Here is a 16,999-nt window from a genome sequence, read left to right as displayed (position 1 = left end):
AAGCTGTGATCTTGCTATGATCTTTCACTTTTTCCTGTATAAATGCAGGAAAAAGTGAAGTAGCGAAGTATCATCTTTAAATAGGAAAGCTTGTTGGACTGGAAACGTTTTACACAATATCAAAATGTACCACCTTCTCAGGCCGCTCTGGCACTGGGCGTTATTGGCTTAGGACAAGCATGGGCTTTATATATCCCATCAATTGGCGAAGCTATTCGACCTTTTCTTGCATGCTTTGGCGCCCTACTATTAACTCCCGTATTAATGAAATACTTGACCAGTATTTCAACCTTCAAAGCTGATATCAAACACCCGCTTAGAGGTAGCCTAATGGCACCTATGAGCATGGCGCTGTTGATCCTCTGTGACTATCTTGCAGTAATATCACCCTATATTGCCTACCCTTTGTGGGTCATGTCAGTACTACTGCATGTCACTATGATGGTTTTATTTTTTGGCTATCAAATTGCCAATTTCAAGATGTCTAATATAGTGCCCAGTTGGTTTTTATACCCAGTGGGAGTGATCAGTAGCTCGCTCGCCGCGACTCAGTTTGGGCACACGGTTTTTTCAGAAACAATAGTGATGACCTGTGTGGGGATTTACTTCTTTATGTTGCCACTGGTGCTGTATCGCTTGGTATTCTTTGGTAAATTACCGCGAAATGCTCGTCCGACACTGGCAATTATGGCCGCCCCCATCAACTTAACGCTGGCGGCTTATTTGGTGAACTTTCCAGACCCAGATCCTATCTTAACAGGCGCACTGGCTGGCATTGCCATCACCATGACCTTGCTCATCTATCTTTGCTACATTAATTTGCTCAGGCTTAAATTTCAGCCCTCAATTGCAGCGGTGACTTTTCCATCGGTGATCAGTGCGATTGCCATGTCAAAGCTCACTACATGGTTTGAATATCATCATGACAACTGGTATTGGCTGCATACGTTTGGGTTCTTTGAGCTAACGATTGCGACGCTATTGGTGGTGTGGGTATCGGCAGGATATGTAGTAATGTATTGGCCAGAGCGGTTTAAGCCTCAAAATAAGAAGATTAAACCGCAATAAGCCATTGTTGCGATTAGCTTAGGCCGTGCAGAAATTCGTGGCGTGTGGCTGGGTTTGATTTGAAAATGCCACCCAATGCTGTAGTAGTGGTTTCACTGGTCGCATCCATAACACCGCGAGATTTAACGCAGTAATGAGTCGCATCAATTTTTACCGCTACGTCGTCACTTTCTAGTAGCGTTTGTAGCGCGACTAAAATTTGCTGAGTCATGCGCTCTTGCACCTGCGGACGCTGGGCAAAGAAGCGTACAATGCGGTTTATTTTCGATAAACCAATGATTTTAGTACGTGGAATGTACGCCACTGCTACTCGACCATCGATTGTCACTAGATGATGCTCACAAGTGCTGGTCAAAGTAATGTCTTTAACGCGCACCATTTCACTGACGTCCATTTTGTTCTCAATGACCGTAATCTTTGGAAAGCGAGCGTAATCTAGACCAGAGAACACTTCATCAACATACATCTTGGCAATACGCTTAGGGGTATCTTGCAAAGAATCATCGGTTAAATCCAACTGCAATATTTCCAACACTTCACGCATATGATGTTCAATCTTGCGCTTTTTATCTTCTGCGGTAAGCTCGTTTGCCACCATAGGGGTTTCTAAACCTCTATCGGCAAGTGCTTGTTTGACTAGCAGTGCTGATTCGCTTAATGCTGACATATGTCTCTCCATTTCTACATCTTCTCATCGCACGATCAAAATTTATGCGATGGCGAAAGAGAATACTTGGATTTGGTCAAAATTACACTATCTAATTTAATCACTTAAGTGTCTCTATGCAGGCATCGTGTTACAGTGCTTTTTTCAGTGCACAAACAAGGAACTACGATGGATTGTTGCGACGCCCCAGGTCTAATGCCAATCGAACAAGCAATGGCCAAAATTCTCGAAAGTACATTCACAGTCAACGAAACTGAAACTTTACCTTTAGATAAAGCCATTGGTCGTGTTCTTTGTAGTGATATCACCTCCCCTATTCATGTGCCGCCTTTTGACAATTCGGCAATGGACGGATATGCCGTGCGTATTGCCGATTTTGAGCAGCAATCTACGCTGCCATTAGCAGGGCAATCTTTTGCCGGCGCACCACTGCAAGATGAATGGCCACCGCTCACTTGTATCCGCATTATGACGGGCGCCAAAATCCCAACCGGTTGTGATGCTGTGATCATGCAAGAAGTGGCTACGGTGACTGATGCTGGAATTAAATTTGATAGCGCAACACCTAAGCACAATCAAAACATTCGCCCTGTTGGCGACGACATTCAAGTTGGGCAACTGGTGCTCAGCAAAGGCAAGCGACTGACGGCGCGCGATCTCCCTATGTTGGCTTCACTTGGGGTGGCGCAAGTCTCTGTATATCGCAAACCGATTGTTGCCACCTTCTCGACTGGTGACGAGCTAAAACCAGTTGGCGCGGCCTTAGGTGAAGGCGAAATTTATGACAGTAACCGCTATGGCACCATTCCTCTGTTTAAAAAATTTGGTTGTGAGGTTATCGACCTTGGCGTGATCCCTGACGACGTTGAATTGCTCGCCAAAGCCTTTGATGAAGCAAAACAGCAAGCCGATGTTGTTGTCACCTCCGGCGGCGTAAGTGTTGGTGAAGCCGATTACACCAAAGACATCTTAGAGCAAAAAGGACAAATCGGATTTTGGAAACTGGCCATCAAACCGGGTAAACCTTTTGCTTTTGGCAACATAGGGGATGCACTGTTCTGTGGTCTGCCGGGTAACCCAGTATCTGCCTTTATGACCACTTATATATTGGTTCAGCCTCTGCTGGCAAAACTTAGCGGTGAAAGTGAATGGAAGTGTCCACCGACACTGCCTGCAACCACTCATTCTGCTTTTAAGAAAACACCCGGACGTGCCGATTATCAGCGTGGCATCTACACCATCAATGAACAAGGCCAATTTGAAGTGCAAAGCACTGGCAACCAAAGCTCGGGAGCATTTCGTTCAATGAGCCTTGCCAACTGCTTTGTGATTCTAGAGCGAGAGCGTGGCCGCGTTGAAGTGGGTGAAACGGTCAATATCCAATTGTTTAATTCAACATTGTACTAGAGGTTGTGTGATGGAGATTTTGAGTGACCAAGAGATGCTTCGCTACAATCGACAGATCATCCTACGTTCGTTCGATTTTGAAGGCCAAGAGGCGCTAAAACAAGCCTCAATACTGGTGATTGGCGCAGGTGGTCTAGGCTGCGCGGCAACGCCGTATTTGGTGTCAGCGGGCGTTGGCGCACTGACTATTGTTGATGATGATGTGGTGGAACTGTCAAATTTGCAGCGTCAGATTTTACACACGGAATCCGACATAAACGCTTTTAAGGTGGACTCAGCAAAAGCAAGTTTGGCTCAGTTAAACTCCCATTGTCAGCTCACCTCCATTGCTCGTCGTTTGGACGAGCAAGAGCTTACTGAGGCAATACGCACCCACTCATTAGTCATTGATGCCAGCGACAACCTCACCACCCGCAATCAGCTCAACCGCCTTTGTCATCAATATAAAACCCCACTCGTCTCAGGCGCCGCAATCCGCCTTGAGGGGCAAGTCATCAGCTTTACCTACCAAGATGATGAGCCATGCTACCAGTGCCTAAGCACCTTGTTTGGTGCTAATGAGCTAAGCTGCGTTGAAGCTGGAATACTAGCACCTGTGGTCGGCGTGATCGGCAGTATGCAGGCGTTAGAAGCCGTGCGCTTATTGTCGAATTTAGGTGAGCATAAACTAGGTAAGTTAATGATGTTTGATGCGCTAAGCATGAAATGGCAAGAGTTTACTTTGCCTAAGCAGGCGCAGTGTATGGTTTGTGGAGATAATAAGTAGTCTACTTTGGTGGTGCCTAATGTTTAGCACCACCTTACTCTAATTACGTGCTCTATTTTTAATACATAAGCGTTTTACCACTTCTACTTCACAAAGTAACCCACCACTTTCCAGCCGCTGTTCTCTTTGAGCAAAGTGACTGTTTCTATAAATTCACCTTGGCTAAACGTCGATTTATATTGGCACTGGCTATATTCGTCTTCTGGAGCATCAGATAAAGGTGTTACTGGTTTTGACATAGTAATGTCACGTGATACTAGCTCACCTATTGAAGATCGCACCGCCGACACCGCATCCACCCAGTCGCTTTGAGAGATTTGTGATTGAAAATAATCGCTCGCCTTTTCCCAACTCTGCTGATAGTGCTGTAAATCAACAATCTTTAACCATTGCAGTGATTCATTCTGTTGCACATCAAGTCGAGTAGCAGTTTGTTCATTTAGCATTTTAAAATCTCTTGATTGTGGAAAGTGTGTGGTTTTAATAGCACTTTTTAACGGTACATACATTTAGATATATGCAAAAATATTTATATCCTCAATGTAACAAAAACACTAAGAATAAAACACTCTCAGACATTAATTTCTTGTTAAATATCAATAACAAAGACAAGCAACTCCGTGCCGTTAGATAACCACTATCCCTGTCGAGAAAACAATCGCTAACGCCTTGCTATAGCCGAGTACGCAGTCTAGTTTTTAAACAGTAATGACGGTGTAATCCAAGGAGCTAGCAAATGCCAAATCATACTTACAAGAAAATGGAAATTGTCGGTACATCTTCTATTGGAATTGATGATGCGATTAATAATGCGGTGGCGCGAGCCAGTGAAAGTGTGCATAACATGCGTTGGTTTGAAATGCAGGAAGTCAGAGGTCATATTGACGATGGTAAAGTGGCTCACTGGCAGGTGACGGTGAAGATTGGTTTTACTTTAGATTAGCTGAGCATTTACCTTAGAATAAGTTCAAGCGTCGATATGAAGTATCTGGGATGATGAAGTACCTAAAGATCGCACTTCATATCGCAACTTAAATAAATACCGTTAAATACGGCGTTAGCTATAGTGCTCTAAGTACAAAATAGTGGCTGCTGTGCGGGATTTTACCTGCAGTTTTCTCAATAAACTTTTCATGTGCACTTTCACGGTGGATTCTGAGATAAATAACACATCGGCAATCTGTTTGTTGCGGTGCCCTAGTGCCACTTTCGACAAAATCTCTAGCTCTCTTTCCGTTAAACTGTCTAATAAGCTTGGGTTTTCTGCGCGGTCGCGTATTTGTTGAGCGACAACTTCACTATAAACTTTGTCGCCGTTGAGCGCTTGACGCAAATGGTCAATCAGCTCGTCAGGTTCACTGTCTTTTAAGAGATAACCATCGGCGCCAGCTTTTACAATAGCATCAATATCTGCCGTAGAATCTGATACGGTAAGTATGACCACTTTGGTTAAAATATCTTCATCACGCAATGCTTGTAAGGTATTAAGCCCCGATAGCCCTTTCATATTAAGGTCGAGCAAAATCAAATCTAAATCATGTTGATGGGCGAGCGCGAGCGCCTCTGTACCACTGGTTGCCTCACAAACAATGTCGAAGTCATCTTCGAATGAAAGCAATTGTGTGATGCCTCGTCTAATTAGTGGATGGTCATCCACAATCATAATGCGATGGGTATTACTCACTGTCCGATTCATCCTTACAGTTAAAGGTAATTCTTATTGTGCTCCCCTGATTGGGCTCACTATCTATCGTTAATTTTCCATTAAGGTACTGACTTCGCTCATTTAAAATAGATAAGCCATAGTGACCTGTTTTCTCAATATCAGTATCGAATCCGCATCCATTATCTGTAATAGAAACAGTGATCTGTTCTTTATTCTGCAGGCACTGTACACGAATTAATGTGGAATTCGCATGTTTAATCGCATTATTAGTGGCTTCACGAATAATTTGCAATAAATGCACTTGCTGATGCGCTTCTAGTAAAATCGAAGATAGCTTGTTTTCAACTTCAATCTCTGCGTCTGTGGTGGTCTGAAGCTTCTCTAACAATACATTTAACGCATCACTAAAGTTTGCTTCATCAATGCTAAACCTAAAGGTACTAAGCAGGATTCTAAGTTGAGTATAGGCCTCACGTAAACCATCATCGATCTCTTGCACAATAATCGAAGATTTTGGCATGTTATCCGCAGGCCCTTCTTGCTTCATAGAGCGTTTAAGCAAGCTAGTTTGAATTTTTAAAAATGATAGCGATTGCGCCAGTGAGTCATGCAACTCACGCGCAATTGCACTGCGCTCTCCGTAAATCAATAACTGCTCAAATTTCTTTTGTGCCTGATTATAGTAAATCCCACGCGCTAAAATATAAGACATATTATCGATCAGTTCTTGTTCTGAAAATTGTGAAGTAATTTGTAAACGAAGGCTCCCTAGCCTTACCTCATCCAAGATTAGCGCTTTATCTACCCAAGCTCCCTTGGATATCTCGCCAGATACTAACTCTGTCGGTTGCCCTGCACTGTCATCAATAATCAGCTTCACCGCCTCAATATTGTCAATCGAAGACATGTTGTCGATGATCTGCTGAAAATGCGCCGGACTCAATCGTGATGCAGACAATTGCTGGGTACTTTTATACAGCACAGTCAAAGAACTGTTGGCGTGTCGGAGCTCTTCCGTTTTGTGTTCAACCATAGCTTCTAGACGCTCATAATGATCTTTTAGCTTTCGAGTCATACCATTAAATGTCGATGCTACTGCGCCTAATTCATTATCAACGGAATCGTTGAGCACCACGTCAAAGTTTTGTGATTCTACTTTGCGACTAGCACGTACTAAGGCTTGCAATGGATGCAGTACTTTCAATCGAACAAAACGCATTATTACTAATGAAATCAGTATTATACAAGTTAAACCAAAACCACAAAAAACCACCATATCTAATAGTTTTTTCTCAGTATTTAGCTGTAGTTTCAGAACAAACTTATCAATTCGAGAAACAAAAATTGGTACGTGTTGTTGATACTCGACATATTGCTTTGTGAGCAACAAATTCTTCATGATCTGCCAGCGCTCAATGATAGCTTGGTAATCTTCTTGAATATCAGATGGTACATTCCATTGCATTAAATTTTGCATAGAAGAGGAGTACAAAGAAACTTCAAATCGTTGAATATGTTTGTTTATATTGCTGGCATGAGTTTCTGTATCGTAAGCGAGTCTATAACTTTGCATCCTCATCGAACCGGACACATTTACCGCTTCAGCATCATCATAAGTTGAATAGACGGTGGCTACTGCAACCATAATGGTTAACGCAGATAGGATCACCATCAAAAACACCGCCCCGCCTATGGTAAAGGATACGGATTGCGCCGATTTATTTTTCACTTCTCTTCCCATTAATGAATCTGTGAACTTGGTCATAATAACTAATTGATCTAAAACAAGTTACGCACAAGTTTAACCCTTTCGAGTTATATCGAATACATTTTATTCACCTAGACTTAGTGTGTGTATAGATGTGTATGCATCATATGGCTCAGCATTTTTTGACTCAAGGACGAAATTGGTAGACTTATCAAAGCGCAGGTTATTCACCAGACGCACTCCCGAAACACGCTTGGTTTATGAAACAGGGCAACGCCTACCTTGGGCCAAAACTGATGCAACCTTTATTGATGGTTGTACCCAATGTGGTCAATGTATGCAAGCTTGTGAAACAAACATCATCATTAATGGTAGTGGCGGATTTCCAACAATAGACTTTAATAAAGGGGAATGTACCTTTTGTCAAAAGTGTGTTGAAGCATGCCCAGAAGATATTTTTCGCTCGACTAAAGAGGTGGCTTGGGAGATTACGGCTAGAATTAATGATACGTGTCTTGCCACGCAAAATGTTGAGTGTCGTACTTGCTCAGATGAATGCGGGCTGACAGCAATACAATTTACATTTTCGGTGGGGCATGTTGCCCAGCCAAAATTAGACTCTCAGTTGTGTAACGGATGTGGAGCTTGTTTGAGTGTTTGCCCCGTCACAGCTATATCGATGACTGACTGCAACGAGGATCGCAATGCCAGCCAGTGAAGTTCATATTTCAAGTTTTATTATCTACTGTTCTCCAAATGCTATGGATAGTGTTCGAGACAAGATAAACAGCTTTTCTACTACAGAAATCTATGCCGAGTCAGACGGCAAGTTTGTTGTGGTTATGGAAACGCAAGACCAAGGTTTTATCACCTCTACCATTGACGAGATAAACGAACACCCCGAAGTCATTAATACGGCTTTAGTTTATCACCAAATCGAAACTGATATTGACACCCTTGACACCGACATACATGCAACGGCTACGACCGATGCCAGCATCGGTACACCGACCCCGCAAGAGGACACATTATGAAAATGACACGACGCGAGTTTGTGAAAGCAAATGCGGCTGCTTCAGCTGCTGCTGTAGCCGGAATTTCACTTCCCGCTTCTGCGACCAATCTCATCGCAAGTTCGGACCAAACAAAAATCAAATGGGATAAAGCCCCTTGTCGTTTTTGTGGTACTGGTTGTTCTGTGCTGGTCGGTACGCAAAACGGCAAAGTAGTCGCTACACAAGGTGACCCTGAAGCGCCAGTAAATAAAGGCCTTAACTGTATTAAGGGTTATTTCCTATCCAAGATCATGTACGGTCAAGACCGTCTTACGCAGCCATTACTCAGAATGACCAATGGTAAGTACGACAAAAATGGTGATTTTGCACCAGTTTCTTGGGATGTTGCATTTGATACCATGGCCGAAAAATTTAAAGCGGCTTTGAAAAAAAGTGGTCCTACTAGCGTAGGCATGTTCGGTTCAGGCCAATGGACCGTAATGGAAGGTTACGCCGCTTCTAAGTTAATGAAAGCCGGTTTCCGTTCTAATAACATCGATCCTAACGCTCGTCACTGTATGGCATCTGCGGTAGGTGGTTTTATGCGTAGCTTCGGCATTGACGAGCCTATGGGCTGTTATGACGATTTCGAAAATGCCGATGTATTTGTCCTTTGGGGATCAAATATGGCAGAGATGCACCCGGTATTATGGACACGCATCGCTGACCGCCGATTAAGCCACCCGCACGTGAAAGTAAATGTTCTGTCGACCTATTATCACCGTTCTTTTGAATTGGCAGACCATGGCTATATCTTCCATCCGCAAAGTGATTTAGCGATTGCCAACTTTATTGCTAACTACATCATTCAAAATGACAAAGTAAACACTGAGTTTGTGAATAAGCACACTCACTTTAAACAAGCTGAAACTGATATCGGTTACGGTCTGCGTGACGATGATCCGATACAAAAAGCCGCAGCTCATCCAAACTCAGGCAAAATGTCTGGCATTAGCTTTGAAGAATATGCGAAATCTGTTGCGCCTTATACTGCCGCTAAAGCCAGTGAAATCTCTGGTGTTTCTGAAGAGCATTTGATTCAGTTAGCTGAGCAATATGTTGATCCAAACACCAAAGTAATGTCCCTATGGACTATGGGTGTTAACCAGCATACTCGTGGTGTATGGATGAACAGCCTGATTTACAACATTCACTTGTTGTTAGGTAAAATCTCGACTCCAGGTAACTCGCCGTTCTCGCTTACAGGTCAGCCATCGGCCTGTGGTACGGCGCGTGAAGTGGGTACATTCTCACACCGCCTTCCTGCTGACATGGTCGTAGCGAACCCTAAACACCGTGCTAAAGCTGAAAAAATCTGGAAACTTCCAGAAGGCACTATTCCTGCAAAACCGGGCTACCACGCGGTTGTTCAAGACCGTATGCTTCACGACGGCAAGCTTAATGCTTATTGGGTAATGTGTAACAACAACCTGCAAGCCGGTCCAAATATTAATACTGAACGTCTACCGGGATACCGTAACCCTGAAAACTTCATTGTCTGTTCAGACCCGTACCCTACCGCAACAGCTCAAGCATCCGACCTTATTCTCCCTACCGCGATGTGGGTAGAAAAAGAAGGTGCTTACGGTAACGCTGAACGTCGAACTCAAGCTTGGTATCAACAAGTTGAAGCTATCGGTGACGCTAAATCGGATCTTTGGCAAATCATGGAATTTTCTAAACGCTTTAAGATTGAAGATGTATGGTCTGAAGATTTGCTTGCCAAAGCACCTGAGTTTCGTGGCAAAACCATGTACGACATCCTATTTAAGAACGGACACGTCGATAAATACCCTATCACTGAAGCGCAAGAGCTTAACGACGATGCGCATGCACAAGGCTTCTATGTGCAAAAAGGTCTCTTTGAAGAGTACGCCTCGTTCGGTCGTGGACACGGGCACGATTTAGCCCCTTACGATACTTATCATACTGTTCGCGGCTTACGCTGGCCGGTTGTCGATGGCAAAGAAACCCTATGGCGCTTTAAAGAAGGCTCAGATCCTTACGCGAAAAAAGGCACTGACTGGGACTTTTACGGTAAACCTGATGGTAAAGCGTGGATTATATCCGCTCCGTATGAAGCGCCACCAGAGGTGCCAGATCAAGAGTTTGATATGTGGCTTTGTACGGGTCGCGTACTCGAACATTGGCACACAGGTACTATGACTCGTCGTGTACCTGAGCTTTATAAAGCGGTGCCAGATGCCGTGTGTTACATGCACCCTGCTGATGCTAAAGCGAAAGATCTACGTCGCGGTGAAGAAGTGCTGGTTTCTAACAAACGTGGCGAAATTCGTGTCCGCGTAGAAACTCGCGGTCGTAACCGTCCACCTAAAGGCTTGGTGTTTATCCCGTTCTTTGATGCGAAGATACTCATCAATAAACTGATTTTGGACGCAACAGATCCACTGTCGAAGCAGACCGACTTTAAGAAGTGTCCAGTTAAAATCACTAAAGTGGCCTAAGGCCTTTGACCGTTATTTGGGGCTAGCTCCATAGCCCCTACTAATTAGCCAATAGGCGGAGAAATAATAATGAAAAAGCTATTGATTGCTCTGTTATCAATTAGTGCCATAGGTGTAGCAATTGCACAAACTGAGGTTGAAGGCGTCAGCCATCAATCTCACGAAATTGACGATGGCATGCTTGAACAAACAGATTTAGAAAAAGCTGAAAACGCAGGTGTAGCGCAAGCTGAACAGTATAACCCTGGTGGCATTGGGGGCGTTCACTCTTTACGTGGCGTAAGTGAGCTTGAAGCAACACGCGCTGCTGATGATTTTAAGAAATACCCAAGAGAACAAGCACTAAGCAGTGATTATGTTTATCAACCACCGCTTATTCCTCACAACATCCGTGGTTATGAAGTGTCACTCAATGCCAACAAATGTCTGGCGTGTCATAGCTGGAAAAATGCTAAAGAGATGGGCGCAACAAAAGTCAGTGTGACTCACTATGTGAGTCGTGAAGATGCGGTGCTTGCGGATGTATCGCCAAGACGTTATTTCTGTTTGCAGTGTCACGTCCCTCAAGCCAATGCTAAACCACTGGTAGAGAACGAATTCAAACGTGTTGATTCACTTCAATAAGCTTTGCTAGTTGTTACCATAAGAGGCTATTTATGAAATTTTTAAAAGCGTTTTGGAAAAGACTCTCAACACCTAGTAAGGCGGCCGCAGGGATCGTTCTTTTTATGGGGTTTGCTGGGGGTCTTCTCTTCTGGGGCGCATTCAATACAGGAATGGAGTACACCAACAGCGAAGAGTTTTGTGCTGGATGTCATGAGCCAATTGTCAGAGAGATCCGCGAAACAATACACTACTCTAACCGCTCTGGTGTAAGAGCCATCTGTTCTGATTGCCACGTTCCACATAAATGGACAGATAAAATTGTCCGCAAGGTTCAGGCATCTAAAGAGGTATTTGGACATATCATAGGTACCATTGATACTGATGAAAAGTTCCAAGCTCGTCGTGGTCATCTTGCTGAACGTGAGTGGGCGCGCTTAAAAGCTAATGATTCTCTTGAGTGCCGTAACTGTCACGAGTTCGATTATATGGACTTTTCTGAGCAAGGCGAACGCAGTGTCAAACAACACTCGACAGCACTGGCTTCAGGTGATAAAACCTGCGTAGATTGCCACAAAGGTATTGCACACAAATTACCCGACATGCATGGCGTAGAAGGTTGGTAAGGGAGAATTATGAGTCAATTAGAATCCATCATTTGGCACGTTCTGGGCTACAGTGCGATGCCAGTGATTATCTTAGGGGGTTTTGCTGCCGTGGCGGTAATTTGTATCTGGCTATTGTCTATCACAGCTGATAAAGAAGAAACCAACTAAACGAATAATCAAAAGTAACATCTGGAACAGAACCGGAACTAAAACAAACCCAACGTAATGCGTTGGGTTTGTTATTTTTATGTTTATTGTTTTATTTAGGTCATACCAACCTAGTGTCGTTATTTTTTGGTTCTGCGCTTTAATGCGCGCATTAGACGAACTCGACCTTCGGCGCTACTTTGGCTTTCAGCGCTACTTTCATTGGCGTTGTTAGTGCGACCTTGACGGTTTTTGTAAGCAGGCTTGCTGTGCATCTTCACTAGCAGCGCATCACGACTCTCTGGCTCATAACCTTCTAATACCACGCGGCGTATGCGATGCTGAATCAGTTTTTCAACTTGCACCAGTGTCAGCTCTTCTTTGCGACTGACAAACGAAACCGCATGGCCTTGTTGCCCTGCACGCCCTGTACGACCAATTCGGTGTACATAGTCTTCAGCTAAGAATGGCATATCGTAGTTAACAACGTGTGGCAGGCCTTGAATATCTAAGCCTCGCGCTGCAACGTCTGTTGCCACTAACACTCTCGCTTTACCGGTTTTAAATTCATCAAGGGCGCGACGACGAGCACTTTGCGCCTTATCACCGTGACACAACACCGCTTTAATACCGTCTAATTTAAGCTCTTTAACCACTTCATTCGCAGTTTCTTTATAGTTCACAAAGACCAGCACTTGTTTCCAGTTCTTTTTACCGATCAGTTCAGAAAGCAATTCACGCTTGCGCTCTTCTTCAATTGGGTAAACAACGTGTGCAACCGTAGAAGCGGTCGAGTTTTCTGCATTGACGATAACACGCTTAGGTTTACGCAAATATTCTTGAGTCAGCGTATTCATTTGTGCTGATGATGTTGCCGAGAACAACATAGTTTGCGGGTGCGACGATAGAGCGTTCATAATAGTGCGTATAGCGCCGATAAAGCCCATATCTAGCATACGGTCAGCTTCATCAAAGACTAGCACTTCTAAATTCGCTAGGCTTACATTACCTAACTCTAGATGTTCAATTAGGCGCCCTGGTGTTGCTACTAAAATGTCCACACCACCTTGCAATTTACGCTCTTGAGATGACATCTTTGCCCCACCATAAACAGCGGCAACAGACACCTCGGTATACTTAGCAAAGCTCTGGATGTTATTAGCAATTTGGTCAGCCAGTTCACGGGCAGGCGCTAAAATTAATGCGCGTATGTTCGCTCGGCTATGTGGCTTAGGATTGTCTACAAACTTCTGAATGATCGGTAAAGAAAACGCAGCGGTTTTACCTGTACCTGTTTGTGCATGCGCAAGGATATCATCACCACGACGAATGTGCGGAATAGCTTGTTGTTGGATCGGAGTGAGTTTTTCGTAACTACACTCAGTGAGTGCGCGCACAATATCAGATGAAAAACCTTGTGACGAAAATGACATTCTTTGTTCCTAATAGCAGTTGGCTATTGTGCACACTTTCCCAAATGAAAGAACACAAACAGCGGCTGACCAAAAATATGGTGGATGATTATAGATGAATATTAGTCGCTATGGTGACAAATTTACGTTCAATTAGGTATTTAGCCGCTCTAAGTTAACCGTTTAAGCCACAACTACAGTATTTGCCAGTAATGTCATCCACCTCACATTCAATTTTTGTACACCGAAATAGCCATAAAATAACAGCAAAAATATGAAACTTAACCCATAATGTATTATCGCGCATGTTTTTACATTGTGTGGTTGGCATCATAAAACCATACATCGCCGTAGACCTAGCTCATACTTTTACTCTACTGCTCTTTTTATGATCAAAATAGAGAGTAAATTGTACACATATTCATTAACTCCTGAGGTGTTATTATGATCTATAGCCAACATGCAGAAGAGATCAACAAAGCTGCCACCCATAACATTTGGCGATTTGTAGGAATCATCATAGCCGTAAAATTAGGCTTGGTTGCATTACCGAGCATCATATCTTCACTACATGGTTTGGGACATTTCTTTTAATTCCATTTTTTCTCAAACCTAAACAAGCAATGGTTCATGCTACTGGCATGAGCCATTTTTTTATGCGCAAACCACGCTCTTTTAACTGCACAAAATATCATCTTATCTGGACTTTTTGTTACTGGCTCGTTTATGCTGTTTCCATGCAGTGCACCCTTGTGCATATAGAATGTTTTTTAAAACGCTTAGAGGTGTTCATGAAGTGGTTTTTTGCAATTGTTTTTGTCCTGTTTTTATCTGCCTGTACCACTACCCCACAGCATAATAATAACTTTGCCATTGGCATGGTGAGCAGTGGTGACTTTCAATTTATTCAGTCTGGTGCAAAAACCTATGCATGGCATCCTAAATCTGGACAAGCGTATGTGGACGAGGATGCGGATAAAAACTCAGTGCAAACTATGTTTAACGAGGCTATAGGTAAAAGCCTTGCCGAGAAAGGCTATATTCGAGTACCAATGTCGCAACAACCAAACTTCCTGGTAGGATACGGCGTTGCCATTGAGTCCGAGCTGAGTGACGATGAGATTTTTAATAAAACTCACCTTGCAACGGGCATTCCTGCGCAAGATTTCGGTAATAGTGAGCAAAAAGGAACAATTGTCATCGCTATGTACAGTTACCCATTAATGGAACTGCGTTGGCGCTCTCTTGCTCAAGCAGGCGCTGGCCAAGAAAGAGGTACTCAGCAAATAAAAGGCTACGTAGATTCAATGCTTAAAGAGATGCCACAAGCTCAATAATTTGCAGACAAGCAAGGCTAATTTCTTTTAGCCTTGCGTTTTCACTGTGACTTAATTAACTCTTTATCCCGCTTGTAAACTGCCATATAAAGTTTGATATAAACCATCCGTTTCAATCAAATCTAAATGCGTACCTGACTGAATGACTTTGCCATCTTCTAGTACATAGATAAGATCGGCCTGTTTCACAGCTGACAAACGATGTGCCACAATCAAGGTAGTGCGGTTTTTTAAAAAACGATTTAATGCCGTATGCAATTGCGCTTCTGTTGACGTATCCAGCGCCGAAGTGGCTTCATCTAAAATAACCAGTTCAGGATTACTCAATACCATCCTTGCAATGGCCAGCCTTTGTCGCTGACCGCCGGATAAACGCACCCCTTGTCGACCAATATGCGAATCTAAACCATTAGGTAACGTATGTCGTAAATCGTTAAGTTGTGCCACCTCTAGTGCGCTCCATAGCTCATCTTCATGGTAGTCCCTACCTAAGGTTAAATTTTGGCGTAAAGTATCATTGAAAATCATCGGTTGCTGCAGCACTACCGCTAACTCTTGGCGCAATGCTTCATAACTGACCGCTTCAATGCTATGTCCATTGACTAATATTTGGCCACTGTCTTTCTGGTAAATCCCTAATAAAAGTTGAATTAAGGTCGATTTCCCTCCGCCAGAAGCACCGACTAATGCGACACGCTTCCCTTTTGGAATAGTCAGTGAAAAATCATTGAGGATATTTCGCTCTGAGTCATACGCAAAGCTAACGTTTTTAAATTCAATCTCTATCGGTTCGCCTTTAGTAAACGGATTGACGCTGGCTTGTGGTCGATGTTCTTCGGGCATTTCCAGTATGCCATTTAAGCGTTTCATTGCCGCTGATGCGCTATACCAAGAATATTGAATACTGAGCAGTTCTTGCACTGGCGATAACATAAACCATAAATAACCAAACACCGCAAAAATTTGTCCTATGCTCAAATCGCTAAACAACACCATTAACATGGCCGCCGCTCGGAAAATCTCAAAACCAATCAGAAACATTAAAAACGACAAACGATTGGCCGCATCGGATTGCCATGCGTATTTATCCGCATCCACTCGAATCGATTCTGCGTCTTGTTTTAATCGCCCTAAATATTCTTGCTCTCGATTCGCCGCTCGCAACTGATAGATGCCATCTAAAGTTTCCACTAGTCGCTGCTGGAAGCGTTCAAATGCTTGGTTTTCTTTCTTTTTAAGGTGTTTAACTCGTTGTCCAAGGTGGCGAGACAAATAAATAACCACGGGGTTCATCAAAATAATGAACAAGCCTAACTGCCAATTGAGCCACAATAAAATCCCACCAGTCCCGATAACCGTTAATACACTGATGACAAATCGGCTCAGTGTTGAACCAATGAATTTGTCTATAGTTTCAATGTCGGTGACTAAGTGAGATGTGAGCCCGCCACTGCCTTTTTCTTCATATTGCTGCATCGATACGCGACCCAACTTGTCCAAAATCCATTGTCGAAGCTGACAAGTGAGACGCTTTGAAACCAAAGTAAATTGACGAGTTTGCAAGATATTCAGTGCTTGGCTAACGATTCTCATCGCAATGATCATCAGCAGTACAGTGACTATATATCCTGAGGCGGTTTGTACGCTTTGCGGCAAGAAACTATTAAGAAACGCTAACCCTTGTGCGGGTTTATTCAGTAACACTTCATCCACCATAAGCGGTAGCAGTAACGGTATAGGTACACTGATTAACGTAGCTAGAAAAGCCACCACATTGGCGTAGATAAGCATTTTTTTATGTTTTAATGCTTGTTGATATAGCCACTGCTTATTGAGTGTTGGCGCAGTGCCAACGTCTTGTTTTATCACACAAGATCCTTCTTATTTTGGAGAGTGAATTGATGACAAATTGCATTAATTGTATGCGTTGTTGTACGCATTGCTGCATGTATTGAAATGAAGTTTAGTCATAGAAAGGATAGTTCAATCTAGATGGGGCATTAAGATTAGTATGAGAGGCGCAGATAAAAATCATCAATATAAACAACAAACACTCTACTATTACCAATCGTACTAGATAACTGCTCATT

At 43.3% G+C, this 16,999-nt stretch carries 17 protein-coding genes; 11 read left to right on the top strand and 6 right to left on the bottom strand.

All coding sequences use genetic code 11. The features are described from left to right. Positions 1–93 precede the first annotated feature (93 nt). Positions 94–1,068, top strand: a complete 975-nt coding sequence (locus tag VHA01S_RS03680; protein ID WP_023403003.1) for a TDT family transporter — start codon at positions 94–96, stop codon at positions 1,066–1,068. 13 nt (positions 1,069–1,081) lie between these two features. Here the strand turns inward: VHA01S_RS03680 and folE are convergent, their stop codons facing one another. Further along, a complete protein-coding gene (gene folE, locus VHA01S_RS03675) occupies positions 1,082–1,735 on the bottom strand; it encodes a GTP cyclohydrolase I FolE (RefSeq protein ID WP_023403002.1) in 654 nt (217 codons plus the stop codon). A gap of 168 nt (positions 1,736–1,903) precedes the next feature. On the opposite strand from folE, the gene moeA reads away from it, so the two are divergent. Together moeA and moeB are read left to right on the top strand one after the other, a co-directional pair. Then, complete coding sequence (gene moeA / locus VHA01S_RS03670) at positions 1,904–3,142, top strand: molybdopterin molybdotransferase MoeA (protein WP_023403001.1); 1,239 nt, start codon at positions 1,904–1,906, stop codon at positions 3,140–3,142. 10 nt (positions 3,143–3,152) lie between these two features. Further along, positions 3,153–3,908, top strand: coding sequence for a molybdopterin-synthase adenylyltransferase MoeB (gene moeB, locus VHA01S_RS03665; RefSeq protein ID WP_023403000.1), 756 nt, complete (start codon positions 3,153–3,155; stop codon positions 3,906–3,908). An 83-nt stretch (positions 3,909–3,991) separates the two neighbouring features. Here moeB and VHA01S_RS03660 read toward each other — a convergent pair whose 3' ends face one another. Then, complete coding sequence (locus tag VHA01S_RS03660; protein ID WP_023402999.1) at positions 3,992–4,354, bottom strand: DUF4019 domain-containing protein; 363 nt, start codon at positions 4,352–4,354, stop codon at positions 3,992–3,994. A gap of 290 nt (positions 4,355–4,644) precedes the next feature. Here VHA01S_RS03660 and VHA01S_RS03655 point away from each other — a divergent pair, with 290 nt between their 5' ends. Further along, positions 4,645–4,851, top strand: coding sequence for a dodecin (locus tag VHA01S_RS03655; RefSeq protein WP_023402998.1), 207 nt, complete (start codon positions 4,645–4,647; stop codon positions 4,849–4,851). 114 nt (positions 4,852–4,965) lie between these two features. On the opposite strand, the gene VHA01S_RS03650 is transcribed toward VHA01S_RS03655, so the two are convergent. Then, positions 4,966–5,571, bottom strand: a complete 606-nt coding sequence (locus VHA01S_RS03650) for a response regulator (protein ID WP_039970126.1) — start codon at positions 5,569–5,571, stop codon at positions 4,966–4,968. A gap of 13 nt (positions 5,572–5,584) precedes the next feature. Continuing rightward, positions 5,585–7,339, bottom strand: a complete 1,755-nt coding sequence (narQ, locus tag VHA01S_RS03645) for a nitrate/nitrite two-component system sensor histidine kinase NarQ (RefSeq protein WP_023402996.1) — start codon at positions 7,337–7,339, stop codon at positions 5,585–5,587. A gap of 142 nt (positions 7,340–7,481) precedes the next feature. Here narQ and napF point away from each other — a divergent pair, with 142 nt between their 5' ends. The 6 genes from napF (at position 7,482) to VHA01S_RS18010 (ending at position 12,181) form a co-directional block, all read left to right on the top strand. Continuing rightward, on the top strand, positions 7,482–8,000 hold the full coding sequence (gene napF, locus VHA01S_RS03640) for a ferredoxin-type protein NapF (RefSeq protein ID WP_023402995.1): 519 nt from the start codon (positions 7,482–7,484) through the stop codon (positions 7,998–8,000). After that, a complete protein-coding gene (locus VHA01S_RS03635) occupies positions 7,987–8,316 on the top strand; it encodes a chaperone NapD (protein WP_023402994.1) in 330 nt (109 codons plus the stop codon). The genes napF and VHA01S_RS03635 overlap by 14 nt, the downstream gene beginning before the upstream one ends. After that, positions 8,313–10,802, top strand: coding sequence for a periplasmic nitrate reductase subunit alpha (gene napA / locus VHA01S_RS03630; protein ID WP_023402993.1), 2,490 nt, complete (start codon positions 8,313–8,315; stop codon positions 10,800–10,802). Before VHA01S_RS03635 ends, napA begins: the two co-directional genes overlap by 4 nt. 177 nt (positions 10,803–10,979) lie before the next feature. Next, entirely contained in the window at positions 10,980–11,426 is a 447-nt protein-coding gene (locus VHA01S_RS03625) for a nitrate reductase cytochrome c-type subunit (RefSeq protein ID WP_052029571.1), read from the top strand. 32 nt (positions 11,427–11,458) lie between these two features. Continuing rightward, positions 11,459–12,031: a NapC/NirT family cytochrome c gene (locus VHA01S_RS03620; protein ID WP_023402991.1), complete on the top strand. Its 573-nt coding sequence runs from the start codon at positions 11,459–11,461 to the stop codon at positions 12,029–12,031. A gap of 9 nt (positions 12,032–12,040) precedes the next feature. Then, positions 12,041–12,181 (top strand): TIGR02808 family protein, encoded by a 141-nt coding sequence (locus VHA01S_RS18010; RefSeq protein WP_023402990.1) that lies wholly within the window; start codon positions 12,041–12,043, stop codon positions 12,179–12,181. A gap of 119 nt (positions 12,182–12,300) precedes the next feature. On the opposite strand, the gene VHA01S_RS03615 is transcribed toward VHA01S_RS18010, so the two are convergent. After that, a complete protein-coding gene (locus tag VHA01S_RS03615) occupies positions 12,301–13,593 on the bottom strand; it encodes a DEAD/DEAH box helicase (protein ID WP_023402989.1) in 1,293 nt (430 codons plus the stop codon). Positions 13,594–14,363: 770 nt separating this feature from the next. On the opposite strand from VHA01S_RS03615, the gene VHA01S_RS03610 reads away from it, so the two are divergent. Next, the gene (locus VHA01S_RS03610; protein ID WP_023402988.1) at positions 14,364–14,909 is read left to right on the top strand and encodes a DUF4136 domain-containing protein; all 546 of its coding nucleotides are present in this window, start codon (positions 14,364–14,366) and stop codon (positions 14,907–14,909) included. 63 nt (positions 14,910–14,972) lie between these two features. On the opposite strand, the gene VHA01S_RS03605 is transcribed toward VHA01S_RS03610, so the two are convergent. Further along, entirely contained in the window at positions 14,973–16,700 is a 1,728-nt protein-coding gene (locus VHA01S_RS03605; RefSeq protein WP_152820839.1) for an ABC transporter ATP-binding protein, read from the bottom strand. Between the last annotated feature and the right edge of the window lie 299 nt (positions 16,701–16,999).

Source organism: Vibrio halioticoli NBRC 102217 (genome assembly GCF_000496695.1).
In the GTDB taxonomy this organism is placed as follows: Bacteria; Pseudomonadota; Gammaproteobacteria; order Enterobacterales; family Vibrionaceae; genus Vibrio; species Vibrio halioticoli.
This window is presented reverse-complemented; position numbering and strand designations above follow the sequence as displayed.

Bases quoted from the DNA above. Each gene is read 5' to 3' on its own strand.
- narQ (WP_023402996.1), bottom strand. From the start codon at position 7,339: ATGACCAAGTTCACAGATTCATTAATGGGAAGAGAAGTGAAAAATAAA.
- VHA01S_RS03605 (WP_152820839.1), bottom strand. From the start codon at position 16,700: ATGCTTATCTACGCCAATGTGGTGGCTTTTCTAGCTACGTTAATCAGT.
- VHA01S_RS03610 (WP_023402988.1), top strand. From the start codon at position 14,364: ATGAAGTGGTTTTTTGCAATTGTTTTTGTCCTGTTTTTATCTGCCTGT.
- VHA01S_RS03635 (WP_023402994.1), top strand. From the start codon at position 7,987: ATGCCAGCCAGTGAAGTTCATATTTCAAGTTTTATTATCTACTGTTCT.
- VHA01S_RS03660 (WP_023402999.1), bottom strand. From the start codon at position 4,354: ATGCTAAATGAACAAACTGCTACTCGACTTGATGTGCAACAGAATGAA.
- VHA01S_RS03650 (WP_039970126.1), bottom strand. From the start codon at position 5,571: ATGATTGTGGATGACCATCCACTAATTAGACGAGGCATCACACAATTG.
- napA (WP_023402993.1), top strand. From the start codon at position 8,313: ATGAAAATGACACGACGCGAGTTTGTGAAAGCAAATGCGGCTGCTTCA.
- moeB (WP_023403000.1), top strand. From the start codon at position 3,153: ATGGAGATTTTGAGTGACCAAGAGATGCTTCGCTACAATCGACAGATC.
- moeA (WP_023403001.1), top strand. From the start codon at position 1,904: ATGGATTGTTGCGACGCCCCAGGTCTAATGCCAATCGAACAAGCAATG.
- VHA01S_RS18010 (WP_023402990.1), top strand. From the start codon at position 12,041: ATGAGTCAATTAGAATCCATCATTTGGCACGTTCTGGGCTACAGTGCG.
- VHA01S_RS03625 (WP_052029571.1), top strand. From the start codon at position 10,980: ATGCTTGAACAAACAGATTTAGAAAAAGCTGAAAACGCAGGTGTAGCG.
- VHA01S_RS03655 (WP_023402998.1), top strand. From the start codon at position 4,645: ATGCCAAATCATACTTACAAGAAAATGGAAATTGTCGGTACATCTTCT.
- VHA01S_RS03620 (WP_023402991.1), top strand. From the start codon at position 11,459: ATGAAATTTTTAAAAGCGTTTTGGAAAAGACTCTCAACACCTAGTAAG.
- VHA01S_RS03615 (WP_023402989.1), bottom strand. From the start codon at position 13,593: ATGTCATTTTCGTCACAAGGTTTTTCATCTGATATTGTGCGCGCACTC.
- folE (WP_023403002.1), bottom strand. From the start codon at position 1,735: ATGTCAGCATTAAGCGAATCAGCACTGCTAGTCAAACAAGCACTTGCC.